General features: G+C 64.7%; 16 protein-coding genes and 1 pseudogene. 4 read left to right on the plus strand and 13 right to left on the minus strand.

All coding sequences use genetic code 11. The features are described from left to right. Positions 1-15 precede the first annotated feature (15 nt). The gene (locus CH249_RS00245; RefSeq protein ID WP_094646706.1) at positions 16-801 is read right to left on the minus strand and encodes a hypothetical protein; all 786 of its coding nucleotides are present in this window, start codon (positions 799-801) and stop codon (positions 16-18) included. A 237-nt stretch (positions 802-1,038) separates the two neighbouring features. Between CH249_RS00245 and CH249_RS00250 the strand changes: the two genes are divergently transcribed. Beyond that, positions 1,039-2,880: an NAD(P)/FAD-dependent oxidoreductase gene (locus tag CH249_RS00250; protein WP_094646705.1), complete on the plus strand. Its 1,842-nt coding sequence runs from the start codon at positions 1,039-1,041 to the stop codon at positions 2,878-2,880. A 61-nt stretch (positions 2,881-2,941) separates the two neighbouring features. On the opposite strand, the gene CH249_RS00255 is transcribed toward CH249_RS00250, so the two are convergent. The 7 genes from CH249_RS00255 to CH249_RS00285 form a co-directional block, all read right to left on the minus strand. Further along, positions 2,942-4,306, minus strand: a complete 1,365-nt coding sequence (locus tag CH249_RS00255; protein WP_094683071.1) for an NAD(P)/FAD-dependent oxidoreductase — start codon at positions 4,304-4,306, stop codon at positions 2,942-2,944. 63 nt (positions 4,307-4,369) lie between these two features. After that, positions 4,370-5,842 carry a carboxylesterase/lipase family protein gene (locus CH249_RS00260; RefSeq protein WP_094683072.1) on the minus strand — a complete coding sequence of 491 codons (1,473 nt, stop codon included), beginning with the start codon at positions 5,840-5,842 and terminating at the stop codon, positions 4,370-4,372. Positions 5,843-5,887: 45 nt separating this feature from the next. Beyond that, the gene (locus CH249_RS00265) at positions 5,888-6,892 is read right to left on the minus strand and encodes an aldo/keto reductase family protein (RefSeq protein WP_094683073.1); all 1,005 of its coding nucleotides are present in this window, start codon (positions 6,890-6,892) and stop codon (positions 5,888-5,890) included. 22 nt (positions 6,893-6,914) lie between these two features. Then, positions 6,915-8,153: a hypothetical protein gene (locus CH249_RS00270; protein ID WP_094683074.1), complete on the minus strand. Its 1,239-nt coding sequence runs from the start codon at positions 8,151-8,153 to the stop codon at positions 6,915-6,917. A gap of 7 nt (positions 8,154-8,160) precedes the next feature. Beyond that, on the minus strand, positions 8,161-8,625 hold the full coding sequence (locus CH249_RS00275) for a MarR family winged helix-turn-helix transcriptional regulator (RefSeq protein WP_094658894.1): 465 nt from the start codon (positions 8,623-8,625) through the stop codon (positions 8,161-8,163). Further along, on the minus strand, positions 8,622-9,221 hold the full coding sequence (locus CH249_RS00280) for a DJ-1/PfpI family protein (protein WP_094683075.1): 600 nt from the start codon (positions 9,219-9,221) through the stop codon (positions 8,622-8,624). Before CH249_RS00280 ends, CH249_RS00275 begins: the two co-directional genes overlap by 4 nt. Before the next feature lie 40 nt (positions 9,222-9,261). Continuing rightward, entirely contained in the window at positions 9,262-9,906 is a 645-nt protein-coding gene (locus CH249_RS00285) for a hypothetical protein (protein WP_094683076.1), read from the minus strand. Positions 9,907-9,998: 92 nt separating this feature from the next. Between CH249_RS00285 and CH249_RS00290 the strand changes: the two genes are divergently transcribed. Beyond that, complete coding sequence (locus CH249_RS00290; protein ID WP_032395205.1) at positions 9,999-10,358, plus strand: helix-turn-helix transcriptional regulator; 360 nt, start codon at positions 9,999-10,001, stop codon at positions 10,356-10,358. Beyond that, positions 10,355-11,392 carry a TIGR03086 family metal-binding protein gene (locus CH249_RS00295; protein WP_094646697.1) on the plus strand — a complete coding sequence of 346 codons (1,038 nt, stop codon included), beginning with the start codon at positions 10,355-10,357 and terminating at the stop codon, positions 11,390-11,392. The genes CH249_RS00290 and CH249_RS00295 overlap by 4 nt, the downstream gene beginning before the upstream one ends. Here CH249_RS00295 and CH249_RS00300 read toward each other — a convergent pair. The 4 genes from CH249_RS00300 to CH249_RS00315 all read right to left on the minus strand — a co-directional run bounded on the left by CH249_RS00300 (position 11,389) and on the right by CH249_RS00315 (position 15,347). Next, on the minus strand, positions 11,389-12,372 hold the full coding sequence (locus CH249_RS00300) for an ABC transporter substrate-binding protein (RefSeq protein ID WP_094646696.1): 984 nt from the start codon (positions 12,370-12,372) through the stop codon (positions 11,389-11,391). The genes CH249_RS00295 and CH249_RS00300 overlap by 4 nt on opposite strands. A 44-nt stretch (positions 12,373-12,416) precedes the next feature. Next, positions 12,417-13,562 carry an acyl-CoA dehydrogenase family protein gene (locus tag CH249_RS00305; protein WP_371828369.1) on the minus strand — a complete coding sequence of 382 codons (1,146 nt, stop codon included), beginning with the start codon at positions 13,560-13,562 and terminating at the stop codon, positions 12,417-12,419. A 69-nt stretch (positions 13,563-13,631) separates the two neighbouring features. After that, complete coding sequence (locus CH249_RS00310; RefSeq protein WP_094646694.1) at positions 13,632-14,453, minus strand: SDR family oxidoreductase; 822 nt, start codon at positions 14,451-14,453, stop codon at positions 13,632-13,634. A gap of 72 nt (positions 14,454-14,525) precedes the next feature. Then, positions 14,526-15,347 (minus strand): sulfurtransferase, encoded by an 822-nt coding sequence (locus CH249_RS00315; RefSeq protein ID WP_032395208.1) that lies wholly within the window; start codon positions 15,345-15,347, stop codon positions 14,526-14,528. A gap of 65 nt (positions 15,348-15,412) precedes the next feature. On the opposite strand from CH249_RS00315, the gene CH249_RS00320 reads away from it, so the two are divergent. Beyond that, positions 15,413-16,558 (plus strand): NADH:flavin oxidoreductase, encoded by a 1,146-nt coding sequence (locus tag CH249_RS00320; protein ID WP_032395209.1) that lies wholly within the window; start codon positions 15,413-15,415, stop codon positions 16,556-16,558. Positions 16,559-16,591: 33 nt separating this feature from the next. Here the strand turns inward: CH249_RS00320 and CH249_RS27695 are convergent. Further along, positions 16,592-16,820, minus strand: a pseudogene (locus CH249_RS27695) (hypothetical protein); the annotation flags it as partial.

Here is a 16,820-nt window from a genome sequence, read left to right on the forward strand (position 1 = left end):
CCACCGAAGACCCGATCAGTCGTCGAGCGCTGGACACTGAAATGTCAGTGCGGCCCTGATGAACTCGACCCGATCCCGTTCGATCTGCAGAAGATGTTCATCGGTTTCCTTCTCCAGTCGCCCGAGGATGTCCTGCAACTCGATCACATCATGTCGGGCACTGCGCCGATTCTCCGGAAGCTCACCCGGCTCCACGGGAGAGGCAAGGTAGTCGAGGCGGTCCTGCAGCGAGTTCCGGTGCATCGCTCCTATGAAGTCGACGGCACCGGCAGCGTTGTCCTCGGATTCGGCCAGCTCCTCATCGGCCCTGGCCAGGTAATCGACAGTATCGCCCGACATCTCGATGTCGGTGCAGAGTCGACGGCCCAGACTGCGCAAGAACCCCGGGGTCGAGACCACCGACTCGAACTCGCTGGACGACAGGCCTGCCTTCCACTCGAATTCGAGACCGCACGTGGCTGCGGCGAATTGCGCATCGCCGCCAGCAGGTGTGTTCGGGTACAGCAAGGCAGTCTTGCTTCCACCGGGTACGAACGCGCTCAGACGGCGCACGTCGAAAGGGTCGTCGAGCTGACCGTTACGCCAGTAGAACTCTTCCTCGAATTGCGTGCGCACTTTGCCCCGCACCCGCAGATACGGCGTGTGAAGAAGCGCGTCACCCATGACGGTCAACGTCGAGTTCTCGCCGACGGAGTCGATGCACGGGACCAACGGAGACCGTGTGCCGGAAGCGACGGCAGGCTCGTCCTGCGATGACGAGGAACACCCTGTCAGAGCGACCAGAACAAGAGCTGCAGCCATACGACGAATCATTGTTTCCCCCCGGAAATTTCTCGGACTCTAACGCCCCAGTCAGCGGGACGTGAAATACAACCCAGTGCGCCTGTCGCAAATCGGAAAAATCCGGTGCAGACGACCGCGGTGAGCGCGGTCGTCTGCACCCGATTCGCACTGCAACCCACTGCAACTCTCGACCCCTGCGCGCATCAGGAGTGTGCTGGGTCACATCGCTGGAACCACGAATCGCTAGGAGTTTTCATGACCCAGACCATCGAGCCGATCGAGATCACCCGCACGCACACCCCGCAGGAACGGGTCGACGCCTGGCTGTCGAAGTTCGAGGAAGCCCTGGTCGCACGTAATATCCCTCGCGTTGCCGGCATGTTCGCCGTCAGCAGCTTCTGGCGCGATCTCGTGACGTTCACCTGGAATCTCAAGACCGTCGAAGGCCGTGACGGCGTCAGCGACATGCTGTCCGAGCGCCTCGACGACACCGATCCCACGGGCTTTCACACCACCGAGGTTCCCGACGAGGCGGACGGCGTCGTCTCGGCGTGGATCGAGTTCGAGACCGCCACGAGCCGCGGCAAAGGACATCTGCGACTGACGGTGGACGCGGACACGGGCGACGACGTGGCCTGGACGTTGCTGACCACGATGCAGGAGCTCAAGGGATACGAGGAACGGCAGGGCAGGACTCGCATCAAGGGTGCGGTGCACGGCTCGAATGCCGACACCCAGAACTGGGCGGAGAAGAAGGAGGTCGAGGAGTCCGAGCTCGGCTACAGCGTGCAGCCGTACGCCCTCGTGATCGGCGGAGGCCAGGGCGGCATCGCTCTGGGCGCGCGGTTCCGGCAGCTCGGTGTGCCCGCGATCGTCGTCGACCGCGCCGACCGTCCCGGCGACCAGTGGCGCGGACGCTACAAGTCGCTGTGCCTGCACGATCCGGTCTGGTACGACCACCTCCCCTACCTGCCGTTCCCGCCGAACTGGCCGGTGTTCGCGCCGAAGGACAAGATCGGCGACTGGCTCGAGATGTACACCAAGGTCATGGAGGTGCCGTACTGGAGCAAGACCACCGCAAAGTCCGCGACCTACGACGAGGTGGCGAAGGAGTGGACGGTCGTCGTCGATCGCGACGGTGAGGAAGTGATTCTGCGGCCCAAGCAGTTGGTGATGGCCACCGGAATGTCCGGCAAGAAGAATGTTCCGAACTTCCCCGGCATGGACGAGTTCGAGGGCGAGCAGCATCATTCCAGCGAACACCCCGGTCCCGACGCGTATGTCGGCAAGCGCGTCGTGGTGGTCGGTTCCAACAATTCTGCGCACGACATCTGCAAGGCACTGTACGAGACGGGCGTCGACGTGACGATGCTGCAGCGCTCGTCGACGCACATCGTCAAGTCCGATTCACTGTGCGAGATCGCGCTGGGAGATCTGTACTCCGAGCGGGCCGTGGAGTCCGGAATGACCACGGGCAAGGCCGATCTGACGTTCGCTTCCTTGCCCTATCGGATCATGCACGAGTTCCAGATTCCGGTGTATCAGCAGATCGCGGAGCAGGACAAGGACTTCTACGATCGGTTGGAGAAGGCCGGGTTCCAACTCGATTTCGGTGACGACGGATCCGGTCTGTTCATGAAGTACCTGCGGCGCGGCTCGGGCTACTACATCGACGTCGGCGCATCCGAGCTGGTCGCGGACGGGAAGATCAAACTCGTTGCCGGACAGGTGGAACGGATCAGCAAGACGGGCGTCGTACTCGACGACGGCACCGAGCTTCCGGCGGATCTCATCGTCTACGCCACCGGCTACGGCTCGATGAACGGCTGGGTCGCCGACCTGATCGATCAGGAGACCGCGGACAAGGTCGGCAAGTGCTGGGGACTCGGCTCGAACACCACCAAGGATCCCGGTCCGTGGGAGGGCGAGCAGCGCAACATGTGGAAGCCGACGCAGCAGGAGAACTTCTGGTTCCACGGCGGCAATCTGCATCAGTCCCGGCACTATTCGCTGTACCTGGCACTGCAGATCAAGGCGCGCTACGAGGGCATCGACACCCCGGTCTACGGGTTGCAGGAAGTGCATCACCTGCGGTGACTCATGTGAGCGGAAGTTCGTAGCCTGCTACGAATTTCCGCTCACGTGCGGCGCAGCCGCTCTAGTCGTAGAGATCGATTGCCTGAGCCTTCTTGATCAGCGCATCCTCGGATCGCACCTGCGCGAGGTTGACGACCCGTGTCGGCAGCACCGAGGAATACAGCCAGTCCGTCGCCACCCGCACTCGGGCGGAGACCGTCGGCAACGCGTAGAGGTGATATCCGCGCGCGACGAACTTCGCCACCGGTCCGGTCAGCGGAATGCCGAGTGGTTTTGCGACACCGTCGAATCCGCCGAGGTCGGCGACCAACCCCAGATCCTTGTGCTTGTACGGACGTGCCTGCCCGACGCCCATCGACGCCGCGACATTGCGTGCGACGGCAACGCCCTGCCGCTGGGCGTGCTGAGCCGTCGGTGGTGTCGGCTTCGACGGGTCGGCGGCGAGGTCGGGGACTGCGGCCGCGTCGCCGATCGCCCAGACGTCCGATACGTCGGGGACGGTCATGTCCGCCCGCACGACGAGGCGTCCGCCCGCTGTCGGTAGACCCAGCTGCGCGATGAGAGGGCTCGGTGCGACGCCTGCTCCCCAGACGAGAGTTCGGGACGGGATGACCTCGTCGTCGGTGAGCGTCACCGACGTTGCGGTGGCCGAGGCCACCGACACACCGAGCCGCACGTCCACACCCCTTTCGGCGAGCACGGCGAGCGCTTCTCGACCGAGTCGCTCACCGAGCTCGGGAAGTACCGCATCGGCCACGTCGACGAGCACCCAGCGCACCTCGTCGGGGTCGACGGTCGCCCATCGGGATGCGATACCGCGAACCCAATTCTGCATCTGGGCAACGAATTCGGTGCCGGTGTAGCCCGCGCCCACGGCCACCACGGTCAACCGCTCGGCGCGTTCGCTCCGGCCTTCAGGGGTGTCGGGCAGGGCATCGGCCGCGTCGAGTTGCGCGAGCACATGGTTGCGGATGTAGACGGCCTCGCTCAACGTCTTGAGCCCGTACGCGTGCTCGTCGACGCCGGGGATGTCGAACTGCTTGGTCACCGAACCGGGCGCGAGTATCAGCTTGTCCCACTCGAGCGTCGACTCACCGTCGGGGCCGGTCACCGTCAGCTCACGCGCCTCGAAATCGACGGTGGTGACGTGACCGAGCACCAACTTGACGCCCGGCAGTGCCTGACGAGTGGAGACGGCGATGTCCCGCGGATCGAGCACACCGGTGGCAACCTCGGGCAGCAGCGGACTGTAGAGCAGGTAGTCGGTGGGAGCCACCAACGTCAGCACGGCGCGGTCGGGCCCCAGCAGCTTCGACAGCCGCTGAAGAGCGTTGAATCCGCCGAAGCCGCCTCCGACCACCACGACGCGAGCAGGCCGCGCGGGGGCCGGAGAACTCGAACCGAAACCGGGAAGGAATCTGCGCATACCCGAGATTAACCCGACGGCGGGAGGCCTCGCAGACGACGTTCGGAGGTTGTGGAGCGGAGGTCAGCGCACCCCGTCCCACACCGCGCGTGTCGCCGGCCTCGGGTCGAGGGCGACGCCGGGCTCGTTGCCGAACATCATCACGGCGCGGTCGGTGCCGTACGAGTCCCAGCCGGGAGTGCCGTCGCGCACGAAGTCGACCCAGGCGCGGTGCATCAGGTCGGCCACCTGCTGAGGCGGGTTCGGTCCCGTGATGCGCGAGGTCTCGGGCTTGTGCAACATGTCGAACACGAACGGGATCTCGAGTGCGTGGCAGGCACCGAGGGCACCGTCGAACAGCGATGAGCGCCAGGTGAATTCGTAGACGAAGGCGTTGCCGGAGCGGGCTTCGACCAGACGCGTCGCCGGGATACGGAAGAACCAGTCGGTCATGACGGCGATCATCAGCTCGCCGGCAGAGGCGTCGGGCAGCTGTTCGCGGTACTTCTCCAGCGCCGACGCATCGGCTCGGTACCCGGCGAGGACCATCTTCACGTAGTCCTCGGTGAGGTGCGGGACCAGCCCGGCCGGGACGATGAAGAAGGCGTGCTCTTCGCTGGTGGTCCCGATCAACACATCCACCTGCGCGCTCGCGCCGTCGCCGATACGCGAAAAGGGCAGTGCTGGAACGATATCGCCGTCGACGTACGGCTCGAAGGCCATCACGTTCAGGGCCAGCTCACCCCACGCTCCGGTCGGGGCCTCGGCAGTGATCCGATCCGACAGTTCGCGTTGAGCATCGACCAACGCGTCCACCGGTACCGAACCCAGGCCGTCGACCGTGGCCTCGACGCCGAGCGAGGCCGCCAACGCCGCGGAGACCTTTGCGGCTGTCTCGGCGGTGATGACGTGGTGCCCGGCTCCGCTCTGCAGAATCGCCCGGTGGAAGAGTCCCTCGGCACGGGGCATCGACATCAGGGTGCCGACGCTCATCGCACCGGCCGACTCCCCCGCGATGGTCACCTGCGCGGGGTCGCCGCCGTAGGAGGCGATGTGGTCACGTACCCATTCGAGGGCTGCGACCTGATCGAGCATTCCGCGATTGGCCGGGGCACCGTCGATCAGTGCGAAACCGTCGACTCCGAGGCGGTAGTTGATCACCACGGCGACGACACCGTCCCGGGCGAAGGCGGAACCGTCGTACGTGGGAATGGCGTTGCTGCCGTTGACGAATGCGCCGCCGTGGATCCAGACGAAGACCGGTGCCGATCCCGCGACGTCGGGGGTGAAGACGTTGACGTTGAGGCACTCTTCGCCGGGTACCACCGGCTCGCTGAGGATCTCGCTGGTCGGCGGCCGGTAGCCCACCTTGGGGACGGTGGCCCCGAGTTCTAGGGCGTCGCGCACACCGTTCCAGGTCGGCGGCGGCGAGGGTGCCTGGAATCGGCGGGGCCCGAACGGGGCCTCGGCGTACGGAACTCCGAGGAACGAGATGATGCCTGCGTCGGTCCGACCGCGAACCTGGCCCTGAGGTGTATCGACGGTGATCGTGTCCATACCTCATTACTACCCTGTTCGGATCGGACCGACGCCCTCAGGCGGTCAGACCAGACGTGCCTCGGGTGAACCCGTCTTGCCCGGGTCTCGCTCGACGGAATCGCCGAGGGCGTCGTCGATCTTGGCGAGCACATCGGCGTCGAGGGTGACCTCGGAGGCCTTGATGTTCTCGGCGATCTGCTCGGGGCGGGAGGCCCCGACGAGTGCGGCGGCGATGTTGTCGTTGGCCAGTACCCACGCAACAGCCAACTGCGCCATGGTGATTCCAAGATCGTCGGCGATCGGCTTCAGCTGCTGCACCCGGGTGAGCGTCTGATCGTCGAGGTAGCGCGCGATCATCTTGTCGCCGCCCTTGTCGTCCTTGGCGCGCGAACCGTCGGGCAGGGGTTGGCCGGGGAGGTACTTGCCGGTGAGCACGCCCTGGGCGATGGGCGACCAGACGATCTGCGAGATGCCCAGTTCCTTCGACGTCGGAATCACCTGATCCTCGATGACACGCCACAGCGCGGAGTACTGCGGCTGATTCGAGATGATCGAGAAGCCGTTCTGGCGGGCGAGTTCCTGACCGGCCCGGAGCTGGTCGGCGGTCCATTCGGAGACGCCGATGTAGAGCGCCTTTCCCTGGCGGACGACGTCACCGAAGGCGGCGATGGTCTCTTCGAGCGGGGTCTCGACGTCGTAGCGATGCGCTTGGTAGAGGTCGACGTAGTCGGTGCCGAGCCGACGCAGCGAGGCGTCGATGCCTTCGAGGATGTGCTTGCGCGAGAGTCCGGTGTCGTTGGGACCCTTGGGCCCGACTGGGAAGTAGACCTTGGTGAAAATCTCCAGCGATTCCCGACGCTCGCCCTTCAGCGCGTCACCGAGGACGGTCTCTGCCGCTCCGTTGGCGTACACGTCGGCGGTATCGAAGGTGGTGATGCCCGCATCGAGCGCCGCGCGCACGCACTGGGTTGCGATGTCGTTCTCCACCTGCGATCCGTGCGTCAACCAGTTGCCGTAGGTGATCTCCGAAATCTTCAGTCCACTGTTTCCGAGGTATCTGTAAGCCATACAGAAAACGGTACTCCGGTGGTCAGTTCGATAGTGGCCGACGACCGAGAGCCCACATCCCGACGCCGCAGAGGACGACCGTCACGACGGCCGCACCGGTCGAGAGCCACAAGTCGGCAGTGGGCGAGAAGGTACCGGTGTCGATGGTGGTCAATGGCGTGTACGCCGTCCAGCCGTAGGTGACCACCATCGGCACGGTGATCGCGACCGGCACCGCGAGGCCGAGGGTCGCCGGTGCAGGGTCGGCGGGTGTGCACGCCACGTAGAGGTAGGCCGTAGCGGCCGGAAACACGATCAGAGACGCCACATAGTGAACGTTGTCCAGCGGCGGCTGTGCGAACAGTGCCGTCGAGCAGACCACCGCCAGCACTGCGACACCGACCATCGGACGCCCCCAACGCAATCCGAGTGCAGCGCCGGCCGCAACCGACAGTGCGATGACGGCCACGATTCCGAGTGTCCAGACTCCGTCCGACACTTCGATACCCACACCCGACGTGGTGGTCGAGGCGAGCGACACGGCCGTTCCGGCGAGAACCGTCACGCCACCGCGACCCGGCAGCAAGCCGGCCGCCCCGAACAACACGGGTACGACGAAGAGGCCGAAATACCATCGGCCGCTGAACCCGTACTCACCATGGAACGCGCTGTGCCCGAACAACATATCGAGCAGTAGCCCACCGATCGCCACCAGCAGTATCGCCGAGCCCGTGCGAACACCACGATCGGTGGCCGGGCTGTGGGCCTGGCTTTCGAGGCGAGCCGCCCACGCCGCTGCCAACCCCACGAGCACGCAGAGCACCGGCACGACCACCGGTGTACCCAGCTCGGATTCGGCGAGGTAGTCGGCGTAACGCCGTGGAATGCCTGAGTACTGCAACGCTTCGATCGCGCCTGTGCTGAGCAGTCCGAGAACGAACGACGCGGCCAGCAGCGCCTGACGAACTCGTTCGCGATTGGCATGTACTGCGCTGCATCCCAACAGAACTCCGCCTGCCACCACCTCGACGAAGTCGGACGAGAGCAGCAGCACCGAGCCACCGATGGCGACAGCAGCGGCGATGGACAGACCGGCCAGAATAGTGCGCCGACGAACGAACATCGCCAGACCCGACGCCAGAATCACTGCCACCGCGACTCCTCCGCCGCCACTGAAGAACAGCACCCCGCCGAAGCCGGTGTCGCCGAGGATATCGATCCCGTCCGGCTGCATCGACAATCCTGCCAGCAATCCGGTCAGCAGTACCCCGAGCGCATTCATACCCGAATTATGCACTGCCGCTGCGATAGTCCCGGGATGCCGCCAGGATCTTGCCGAGGGTGGCGGAGAAGGCACGCAGTTCGCTCTCTCCCACAGCGGCTCCCACGGCATCGGACCATGCATGTTGCGCATCCCGCAGCTGTGCAACGGTGTCCCGCCCCTTGGGGGTGGGTTCCAACAGCTTTGCGCGCTTGTGGTTCGGGTTGTCGACGTAGACGGCCCAACCTTTGTCCACCAACAGGTTTGCCGTCCGCTGCACACTCTGCCGCGCCAACCCGAGCCCGACGCGTCGCGCGATGTCGGCGACCGATAACGGCTCGTCCAGGGTGGCACCGAGAACCTGCCACCACGCCGGCGTCAGACCCGTCGGCTCGGTGATGTCGTGTGCGGCAGCGAGGAATTCGCCGTTGAGCTCGAAGACGGGCAACACCAACTCTGTCAGCGCATCGCCCTCGGGTGTGCGATGCTTCATGCGTTCACGAGCTGGTCGTAGTACTTGCGATCCCCCGTCTTGTAGAGGCCGTACCAGGCATCGACGACGGGCTGCGGAAACACGTTCAACCGCTCGAATACCAGCTTCGCGAACTCGAGCGGGTTCACGCCTCCCGCGGTGATCACTGTGCCGTCGGACACTGTCTTTTCTTCTCGGTAGTGCTCGTCTCCGCTGTATTGCTCTGCAGCAGTTAGGAATTCGGCAGCATTGGACGTATGTGGCCGGTCATTGAGCAGCCCGGTCCGAGCCAGCCCGTAGGTGGCACCGCAAATCGCCGCGATCGGTTTCCCCGCCGCAACCAGTTCGGCGGCCAGCGTCAGAACCGTGTCGTGCCCGGAGTCCCAAGTGTCCGCACCGGGCAGAATCAGGGCATCGAGGGTCGGAAGATCGGCGACCGAGACGTCGGGAACGATGCGGACACCTCCCATCGTTGTGACAGCCTCCCCGGTCTCGGAGGCAATGATCAGCCGGTTAGCGTCCGGGTCTTGTTCACGGGCCATGGCAAGTCCGGCGATGAGGTATCCGTACTCCCAGTCGGCCATGGTGTCGGTGGCATAGAGCGCAATGGTGGTCATCGGAACGTCCTCGCATCGATTGACAGGATGCTGTCAATCATCACGCGATTGACAGCAGACTGTCAATATCCGGAAGCACCCGAGTAGCTCGCTCGCGTGGACCCACCTCGTCGAGATAGATCCGGCACGCCACGTGATAGCGCTGATCGAAGGCTCTACCTGCCGCTTCCGTGCCGCCGAGCGCATCCGCATCCCTGGCGACACCTCGGGCTCGCGCGAGTTCGATGGGGGTGTCGACGAAGACGGTGTAGTCCCAATAGTCGGGCAGCGGCGGCCGATGGAGAAATGTTCCGTCCACGACCACGATCGCATCGGCAGGCACCGATTCCAGCGAATCGTCGACCGGCTCGTCGGACGCCAGATCGATGATCCGCCGCCGAATGGAATTGCTTCCGTTCGGCCCCAACGGAATCAGCACGTGTGTTCGGAGCGCGTCGAAGTCGTAGGCATCCCGGTAGTAGCCGAGGGCCGACGCCCGACCCTGTCGGTAACGGTGGGCGCGCCGGTGATGAAAACCGTCCATCGTCACATGCATGGACGGACGACCATGTGCTGCAACAGCATCCACAAGCCATCGTGCGCACGTGGACTTACCGGAAGCCGTCACTCCGTCGATGGCCACCCGTAGCGGATGGCCCGGAGCATGGGAGAGCACGTCTCGCACCATGTCATCACCGACGCTCATGGGGCCAGGGTAGGCGATCCCTTTATCAACCAATTGGTTGACTACGTTCGGCGGGCGGCCTATTCTCGGCGGCACCACACAGTGAGGACACCATGGACGATCGAACTGAGCAGCTCAACAGGACGTTCGCTGCCTTGGCCGACCCGACGCGACGCGACATCGTCGCTCGACTCGCCGGGGCGGATGCGAACGTCAGCGAGCTGGCCGAGTCGTACGACATCAGCCTGCAAGCGGTGTCGAAGCACGTGAAGGTGCTCGAAGCGGCCGGATTGGTCACCCGCAGCAAGGATGCCCAGCGTCGTCCGGTGCATCTCGACGCCGAGGTGTTCGGCCTGATGACGAAATGGATCGAGCGTTATCGCCAGGAAGCAGAGCAACGGTATCGACGCCTCGATGCCCTGCTGGAAACCATCGCAGACGACAAGACCACCGAGACGAAGGAAGTGTCATGACCGCGCACGAAACCGAGATCGTTGCGGACGAGAAAGTCCCCACGATCGAGATCATTCGAGAGTTCGATGCGGCACCGGAGCGGGTGTTTCGCGCTCACATCGACCCCGAGCTGTATCGCCAGTGGGTTGGTCCGCGATCGTTGACGACCCGAATCCTGAAGTGGCAGGGCCACACCGGAGGCGCGTGGGCGTTCGCCAACGACCGTGACGGTGAGGAAATTGCCTCCTTCTTCGGCAGCTTCCACGAGGTGCGCCCGAACGAACGAATCGTGTGGACCTTCACCTACGAGGGCCAGCCAGATTCGGTCGCGCTCGAGACGCTCACGTTCGAGAACCGCGAAGGCGGGGGCACGCTGCTCAGAGTGCTCAGTGTGATGTCGGACTTCGCCTCTCGCGACGGCATGCTCTCCAGTGGAATGGACGTAGGCATGAAGGAGGGCTACGACAAGCTCGACGAACTGCTCGCGCAACGAACGGGGCCGGCTGGGCAGCACCTGCAGGACGCGGCAGCCTTCACCGCACTCGTCCTGTTCGCGTCGCCCGAGGACTGGTCACGCCCGAGTCCGGTATCAAGCTGGGCGGCAATCGATGTCGTGAAGCACCTGATCGAGTGGTCTCGCGGTTTTCTCGCCGGCGGGGCCGGTGTCGAACTGCAGACCCTGGACGTCGAAGCCGACCCGGCCGCGGCCTGGACCCAGCACGTCGCCGACATCCAAGCAATTCTCGACGACCCCGCCGGCCGGATTCTGAGCAACCCGCACACCGGAGACATGCCGGTGGACAAGGCGATCGAGATGTTCTATACCGCCGACGTCTGGATGCACTCCTGGGACCTGGCGAAAGCCCTTGGCCGAGAGCCTGATCTGGGTCAGGAGCGCTGCGCTGCAGCCTTGGAGGCCATGCGACCGATGGAGCAGATGTTGCGGGACAGTGGGCAGTACGGCCCCGCCGTCCCCGTCGCCGACGACGCATCCCCACAGGACAAGCTGATGGCCTTCATCGGACGGGACCCGGCTTGGTCACCCCGGAGCTAAGTCGCCACCGCCTCGAGTTGTGGCCGAATCTTGTTCAGCGAGTGCTCGACCGACGCCTTCGACGGTGTATTGAAACCGACGACCGTAGCGTAGTCCACCACGGCTACTCCACCACCCGCCGCCGCAGGCAGAGTTGAGAATCCCGGAAGCTTCTCCAGGTCTTCCCGCGTTCCCCCATTGGGAAGCATCACGACCAGATCGGCCGTCAACACGTCGAGACGCTCGGGGCTGAGCACGATGCGTCCGTGCGAGATGTCGGGTGAATCGACCAGACTCTGCGGCACACTGAGCCCGATGCTGCCGAACACTTGGGCAGCGCCGTCTTCGGGGTCGGCGACGACAGCAAGCTGCTGGGAGTCGAAGACGAACTGAGAGAGCACCGCTGTCTTTCCGTCGAGTCCCGGATAGTCCTTCTTGATGTCGTCGGTGACGGCGTGGCCCTCGTCGATGATTCGCCGAGCGTCGTCTTCCCGATCGAGCACAAGGCCAAGGGTCTCGATCTGCGATTCCCAGGTCTCGACCCTGTCCGACTTGGGCAAGATTGTCGGTGCGAAATCCGCCAGACCTGCATACGGTTCGATCGACGCGATCCCCGACACCAAGATCAGATCCGGCTGCAGCGCCGCGATCTGCTCGGTCGGCACCGCACCGTCCATCTGGCCGACCGCAGCCGAGTCGAGCATCTCGGCATCGGAACTCACTGCCGACTGCCAGGGGTAGAGCCCCCGTTCGTCGCCGTTCGATCCGGCAGAGACGTACCCGACGGGTTGCACATCGAATTCCAGCAGCGCGTCGACCCACTGCTGCCCGAAGGCGACTATGCGCTCCGGCGTTCCCCTGATCTGTGTCGGCCCGCCAAGTGTGTCGATCGTGACGGTGCGGGCATCGGTTCCGGCGTCGTCGGCTGCCCCGCTACTGCACGCGACCAGCGCCGACGCGGTTGTCAGAACGAGCACACACCCGAGGAATGTCCGTTTCATCCGCAGAAGTTAGCACAGGCTCACCTTGCTACGGTGGGCTACCTTCACAGGTACTTCTTCAGCTCCATCTTCGCGATAGACATCTTGTGCACCTCGTCCGGACCGTCGGCGAGCCGCAGCGTGCGGATGTGCGCGTACATCATCGCGAGCGGGAAGTCGTTGGACACTCCGCCTCCGCCGTGAACCTGGATGGCACGATCGATGATCTTCAGCGCCATCTCCGGTGCCGCAACCTTGATGGCGGCGATCTCAGTACGCGCTTCCTTGTTCCCGACGGTGTCCATCAGGTACGCGGCTTTGAACGTGAGCAGTCGAGTCTTCTCGATCTCGATGCGCGCCTCGGCGATCCAGTCCTGAATGTTCGAGCGCATCGCCACCGGCTTGCCGAACGTCACTCGCGATACCGCACGGCGACAGAGCAATTCGAGTGCACGCTCGGCCACGCCGATCGTGCGCATGGCGTGGTGGATCCGGCCCGGCCCCAAGCGGGCTTGGCTGATGGCGAAGCCCTCACCCGGCCCCTTCAGCACATCCTTCGCCGGCACCCGCACGTCCTCGAAGAGCACCTCGGCGTGGCCTTCGCGGTCGATGTACCCGAACACCGGCAGGTTGCGCAGCACCGTGACACCGGGTGCGTCGATGGGTACCACCAGCATCGACTGCTGGCGGTGCGTAGCCGCCTCGGGATCGGTCTTGCCCATCACGATGAGCACCTTGCAGTTCTTGTGCATCGCATTGGACGTCCACCACTTGCGCCCGTTGAGAATGAAATCGTCACCGTCGCGCTCCATCTTCATCGCGATGTTGGTGGCATCGGAGCTGGCCACGTCGGGCTCGGTCATCGCGAAGGCAGAACGAATGGTGCCGTCCAGCAACGGCTTCAAGTACTTCTCTTTGTGCTCGTCGGTGCCGAAGAGCGTGAACACCTCCATGTTGCCGGTGTCCGGAGCGTTGCAGTTGCATGCCTCGGGAGCGAGCAGGCTGCGGCCCATGATCTCGGCCAGCGGTGCGTATTCGAGGTTGGTCAGGCCCGGGCCCCACTCGGGATGCGGGTGGAACAGATTCCACAGTCCACGCGAGCGCGCTTCCTTCTTCAGGTCCTCGATGATCGGCGGCTGAAAGTGTGGGTCACCCGACTCGAGCATCTGCTGCTCGTACACTGCCTCGGCCGGATAGATGTGAGAGTCCATGAACTCCAACAGATCCGACTCGTACTTCTTCGCGCGGTCGGAGGTCTCGAAAAATGCCACGGTGGGCCCCTATCGGTTGTTGTCGAGCAAGCTGTCCTGGTAGCGACGCATGCCGCGCAACCACCGGTCGTAATCGGCACCCTTGTTGCGGTACATGTCCAGTACGTTCTCGTGCGGCAGGATCAGGAACTGCTCGCGGTCCATTGCGTCGAGCACCACATCGGCGACGTCGAGCGGTTCGAGCACGGCACCGGCACTGAGAACCGCGGCAGTTGCCGCCGCTCCCAATGCATCTCCGGATTCACGTCCCTCGTAGAGCAGTTTGGTGTTGACACCCATCGGGCACAGGCAGCTGACGCGGATGCCACGGTTGCCGTAGGTGACGTTCATCCATTCGGCGAATCCGACCGCCGCGTGCTTGGTCGTTGCATAGGTCGCCGAGCCGATCTGGGTGAGCAGACCGGCCGCGGACGCGGTGCTGACGAAGTACCCCTCACCGCGTTCGAGCCAACCCGGCACCAGCAACTGCGCGGCGCGAATGTGCGCGCGCACGTTGACGTCGAACGAGAGGTCCCAGTCCTGCTCGGCGGCGTCGAGTCCGGGTGCGCCGCTGATGCCTGCGTTGGCGAAGTAGAGATCGACGGGTCCGAACGAATCCTCGGCCACCGCGATCAGCCGTCGAATGTCCTCGGTGTTCGACGCGTCCGCCGCAGCGGCGACGGCCGTTCCCGGCCGATCGCGTTCGATGGCGTCGACCACGGACCGGGCCGTGGATTCGTCGAGGTCGGAGACGACGACGCGTGCCCCGTGTTCGGTGAGCCGGGCAGCGATGGCACCGCCGATTCCGCCACCACCCCCGGTGACGATCGCAACTCTGCCTTCAACCTTCATGCCCCAGGTATAGTTGAAGTCAGTTTCAAGTTCAACCCTGGTTGCATGAACGCGCTGGTCAGGGGACGTGTCCTACGCCCGTGGGCGCGCCGGATCGGTGATCCATCCCGACCACGACCCCGGGTACAACGCCGCATCTATGCCCGCCAACTCGAGCGCGAGAATTTGATGTGCCGCAGTCACCCCCGATCCGCAGTAGACGGCGACGTCCTTCCCCTCGGGTACGAGTCCACCGAATGTGCCATCGAGTACCTCGGGAGGCAGGAAACGCCCGTCCGCATCGACGTTCTCGGTCGTCGGACGATTGACCGCACCGGGGATGTGACCGGCGACGGGATCCACCGGCTCCACTTCTCCACGAAACCGTTCGGGTGCGCGGGCGTCGAGCAGGATGTTGTTCTGCGCGAAGTCGAGCACATCGTCGACATCGAGGACGCGTGCGAGCGATGGTCGGGCGGTGAACGATCCGGCCGCCACTATCGACGGCTCGGTCCCGATCGGAAATCCGGCTGCGACCCACTGGGCGAGGCCACCGTCGAGGACCCGAACGTCGCGGTGCCCGAAGTAGCGCAGCAGCCACCACGCGCGCGCCGCGGCGGTTGCTGGGCCTGCGTCGTAGACCACCACGGAGGAGTCGTCGTCGACCCCGGCGCCGCGCATCGCTGCGACGAACGTCTCGGCGTCGGGCAACGGGTGGCGTCCGCGACTGTCCGGCGGAGCCGCCAGCTCCGCGTCGAGGTCCACGAATTGCGCGTTCGGGATGTGGCCGGCTTCGTATCCGGCTCGGTCGCTGCCGGTGAGGAGCGTGAATCGGACGTCGAGTAGGACCGGGCCGCGCCCCATCTCGAAGAGGTCGTGCAGTTCGGCGGCAGAGATCAGCGGCGAAGGGCTCATAAGGCTTCGACGCTAACAGCCTCGCGTCGGGAATAGCTCGGTGTCGATGCAGGTTGCCCGCAGGCGTGACCGAAACTGCATCCACAACACAGCATCTGTCCACCGCCGGGCTTTTCGAGCCGTTCGAGGTCAAATCGCTGAAGCTGCGCAACCGCTTCGCCATGGCCCCGATGACGCGCGCTTTTTCCCCAGACGGCGTCCCCGGTCCCGATGTGGCCGAGTACTACCGCAAACGCGCTGCCGGTGGCACGAGCCTCATCATCACCGAGGGCACCTACATTCCCGATCCCGCAGCCGGCCCTCACACCCGCGTCCCGCGGATCTACGGTGACGCCAGCCTCGAGGGCTGGAAGGGCGTCGTCGACGCCGTGCACGCCGAGGGCAGCGCCATCATCCCGCAGCTGTGGCACCTCGGCGTCGAGCGCGGCACCGAACCCCGCCTGTTCCCGGACGTCACTACCGTCAGCCCGTCGGGGATTGCACTCGACGGTTCTTCGGTGGGTCGAGCATTCACCGACACCGACCTCGACGAACTCACCTCGCAGTGGGTACAGGCCGCGGTCAACGCGAAGAACACCGGTTTCGACGGCCTGGAGCTGCACGGCGCGCACGGGTATCTGCTCGACGAATTCCTTTGGGCCACAACCAACGTACGCGACGACGAGTTCGGCGGTTCCCTCGAAGCTCGGACGCGCTTCCCGGCGCAGGTCGTCGCCGCGATCCGCGCCGCGGTGGGCGAGGACTTCGCCATCGTGTACCGATTCTCGCAGTGGAAGAGCAATCACTTCGACGCCAGGATCGCGCAGAACCCCGAGGAACTCGGACGAGTCCTGACTCCCCTGGTCGACGCCGGAGTGGACATCCTGCACGCCTCGACCCGTCGCCACTGGGATCCGGCATTCCCGGAGCTGGACGGCAACGACGGAAAGCTGGGCTTGGCCGGGTGGACCCGCAAGCTCACCGGCGTTCCGACGATCACTGTCGGTTCGGTCGGCCTCGACTCGGTGTTCACCTCGGCATGGTCGGAGGACGCCGCATCCGGTGTCACCGGACTCGACGCGCTGGTCGGTCAGTTCCAGGACAACGAATTCGATCTGGTGGCCGTCGGACGTGCGCTGCTGTCCGACCCCGAGTGGGTGAACAAGGTCGGAGACGGCCGCGTAGACGAGCGCATCGAATTCACCCGCGACCACATTCAGCACCTGATCTGACCCAACGGGTACTGGTATCCACGGCAGCATCGCCTAGAACGGCGGTGCTGCCGTGTCGTCTGTCTCGGGCCGTTGGTTGTCTGGCGGGTCGGGGTAGGCGATGATGCCGGAGTTTCTCGGTTGGGTGGGGATGTGTGGTCTGAGGTCGTTTCCGAGGATCGGGACGGCGGTGCCGTTGGCGGGCAGGGTGATTCGGGTGGTCTTCGATGTCGATGTCCACAGGATCGCTCCGCCGGGGAGCATGACGGCTTTCCAGTAGCCG

The sequence above is a fragment of the Rhodococcus sp. 05-2255-3B1 genome (genome assembly GCF_002258545.1).
Taxonomy (GTDB): Bacteria; Actinomycetota; Actinomycetes; order Mycobacteriales; family Mycobacteriaceae; genus Rhodococcoides.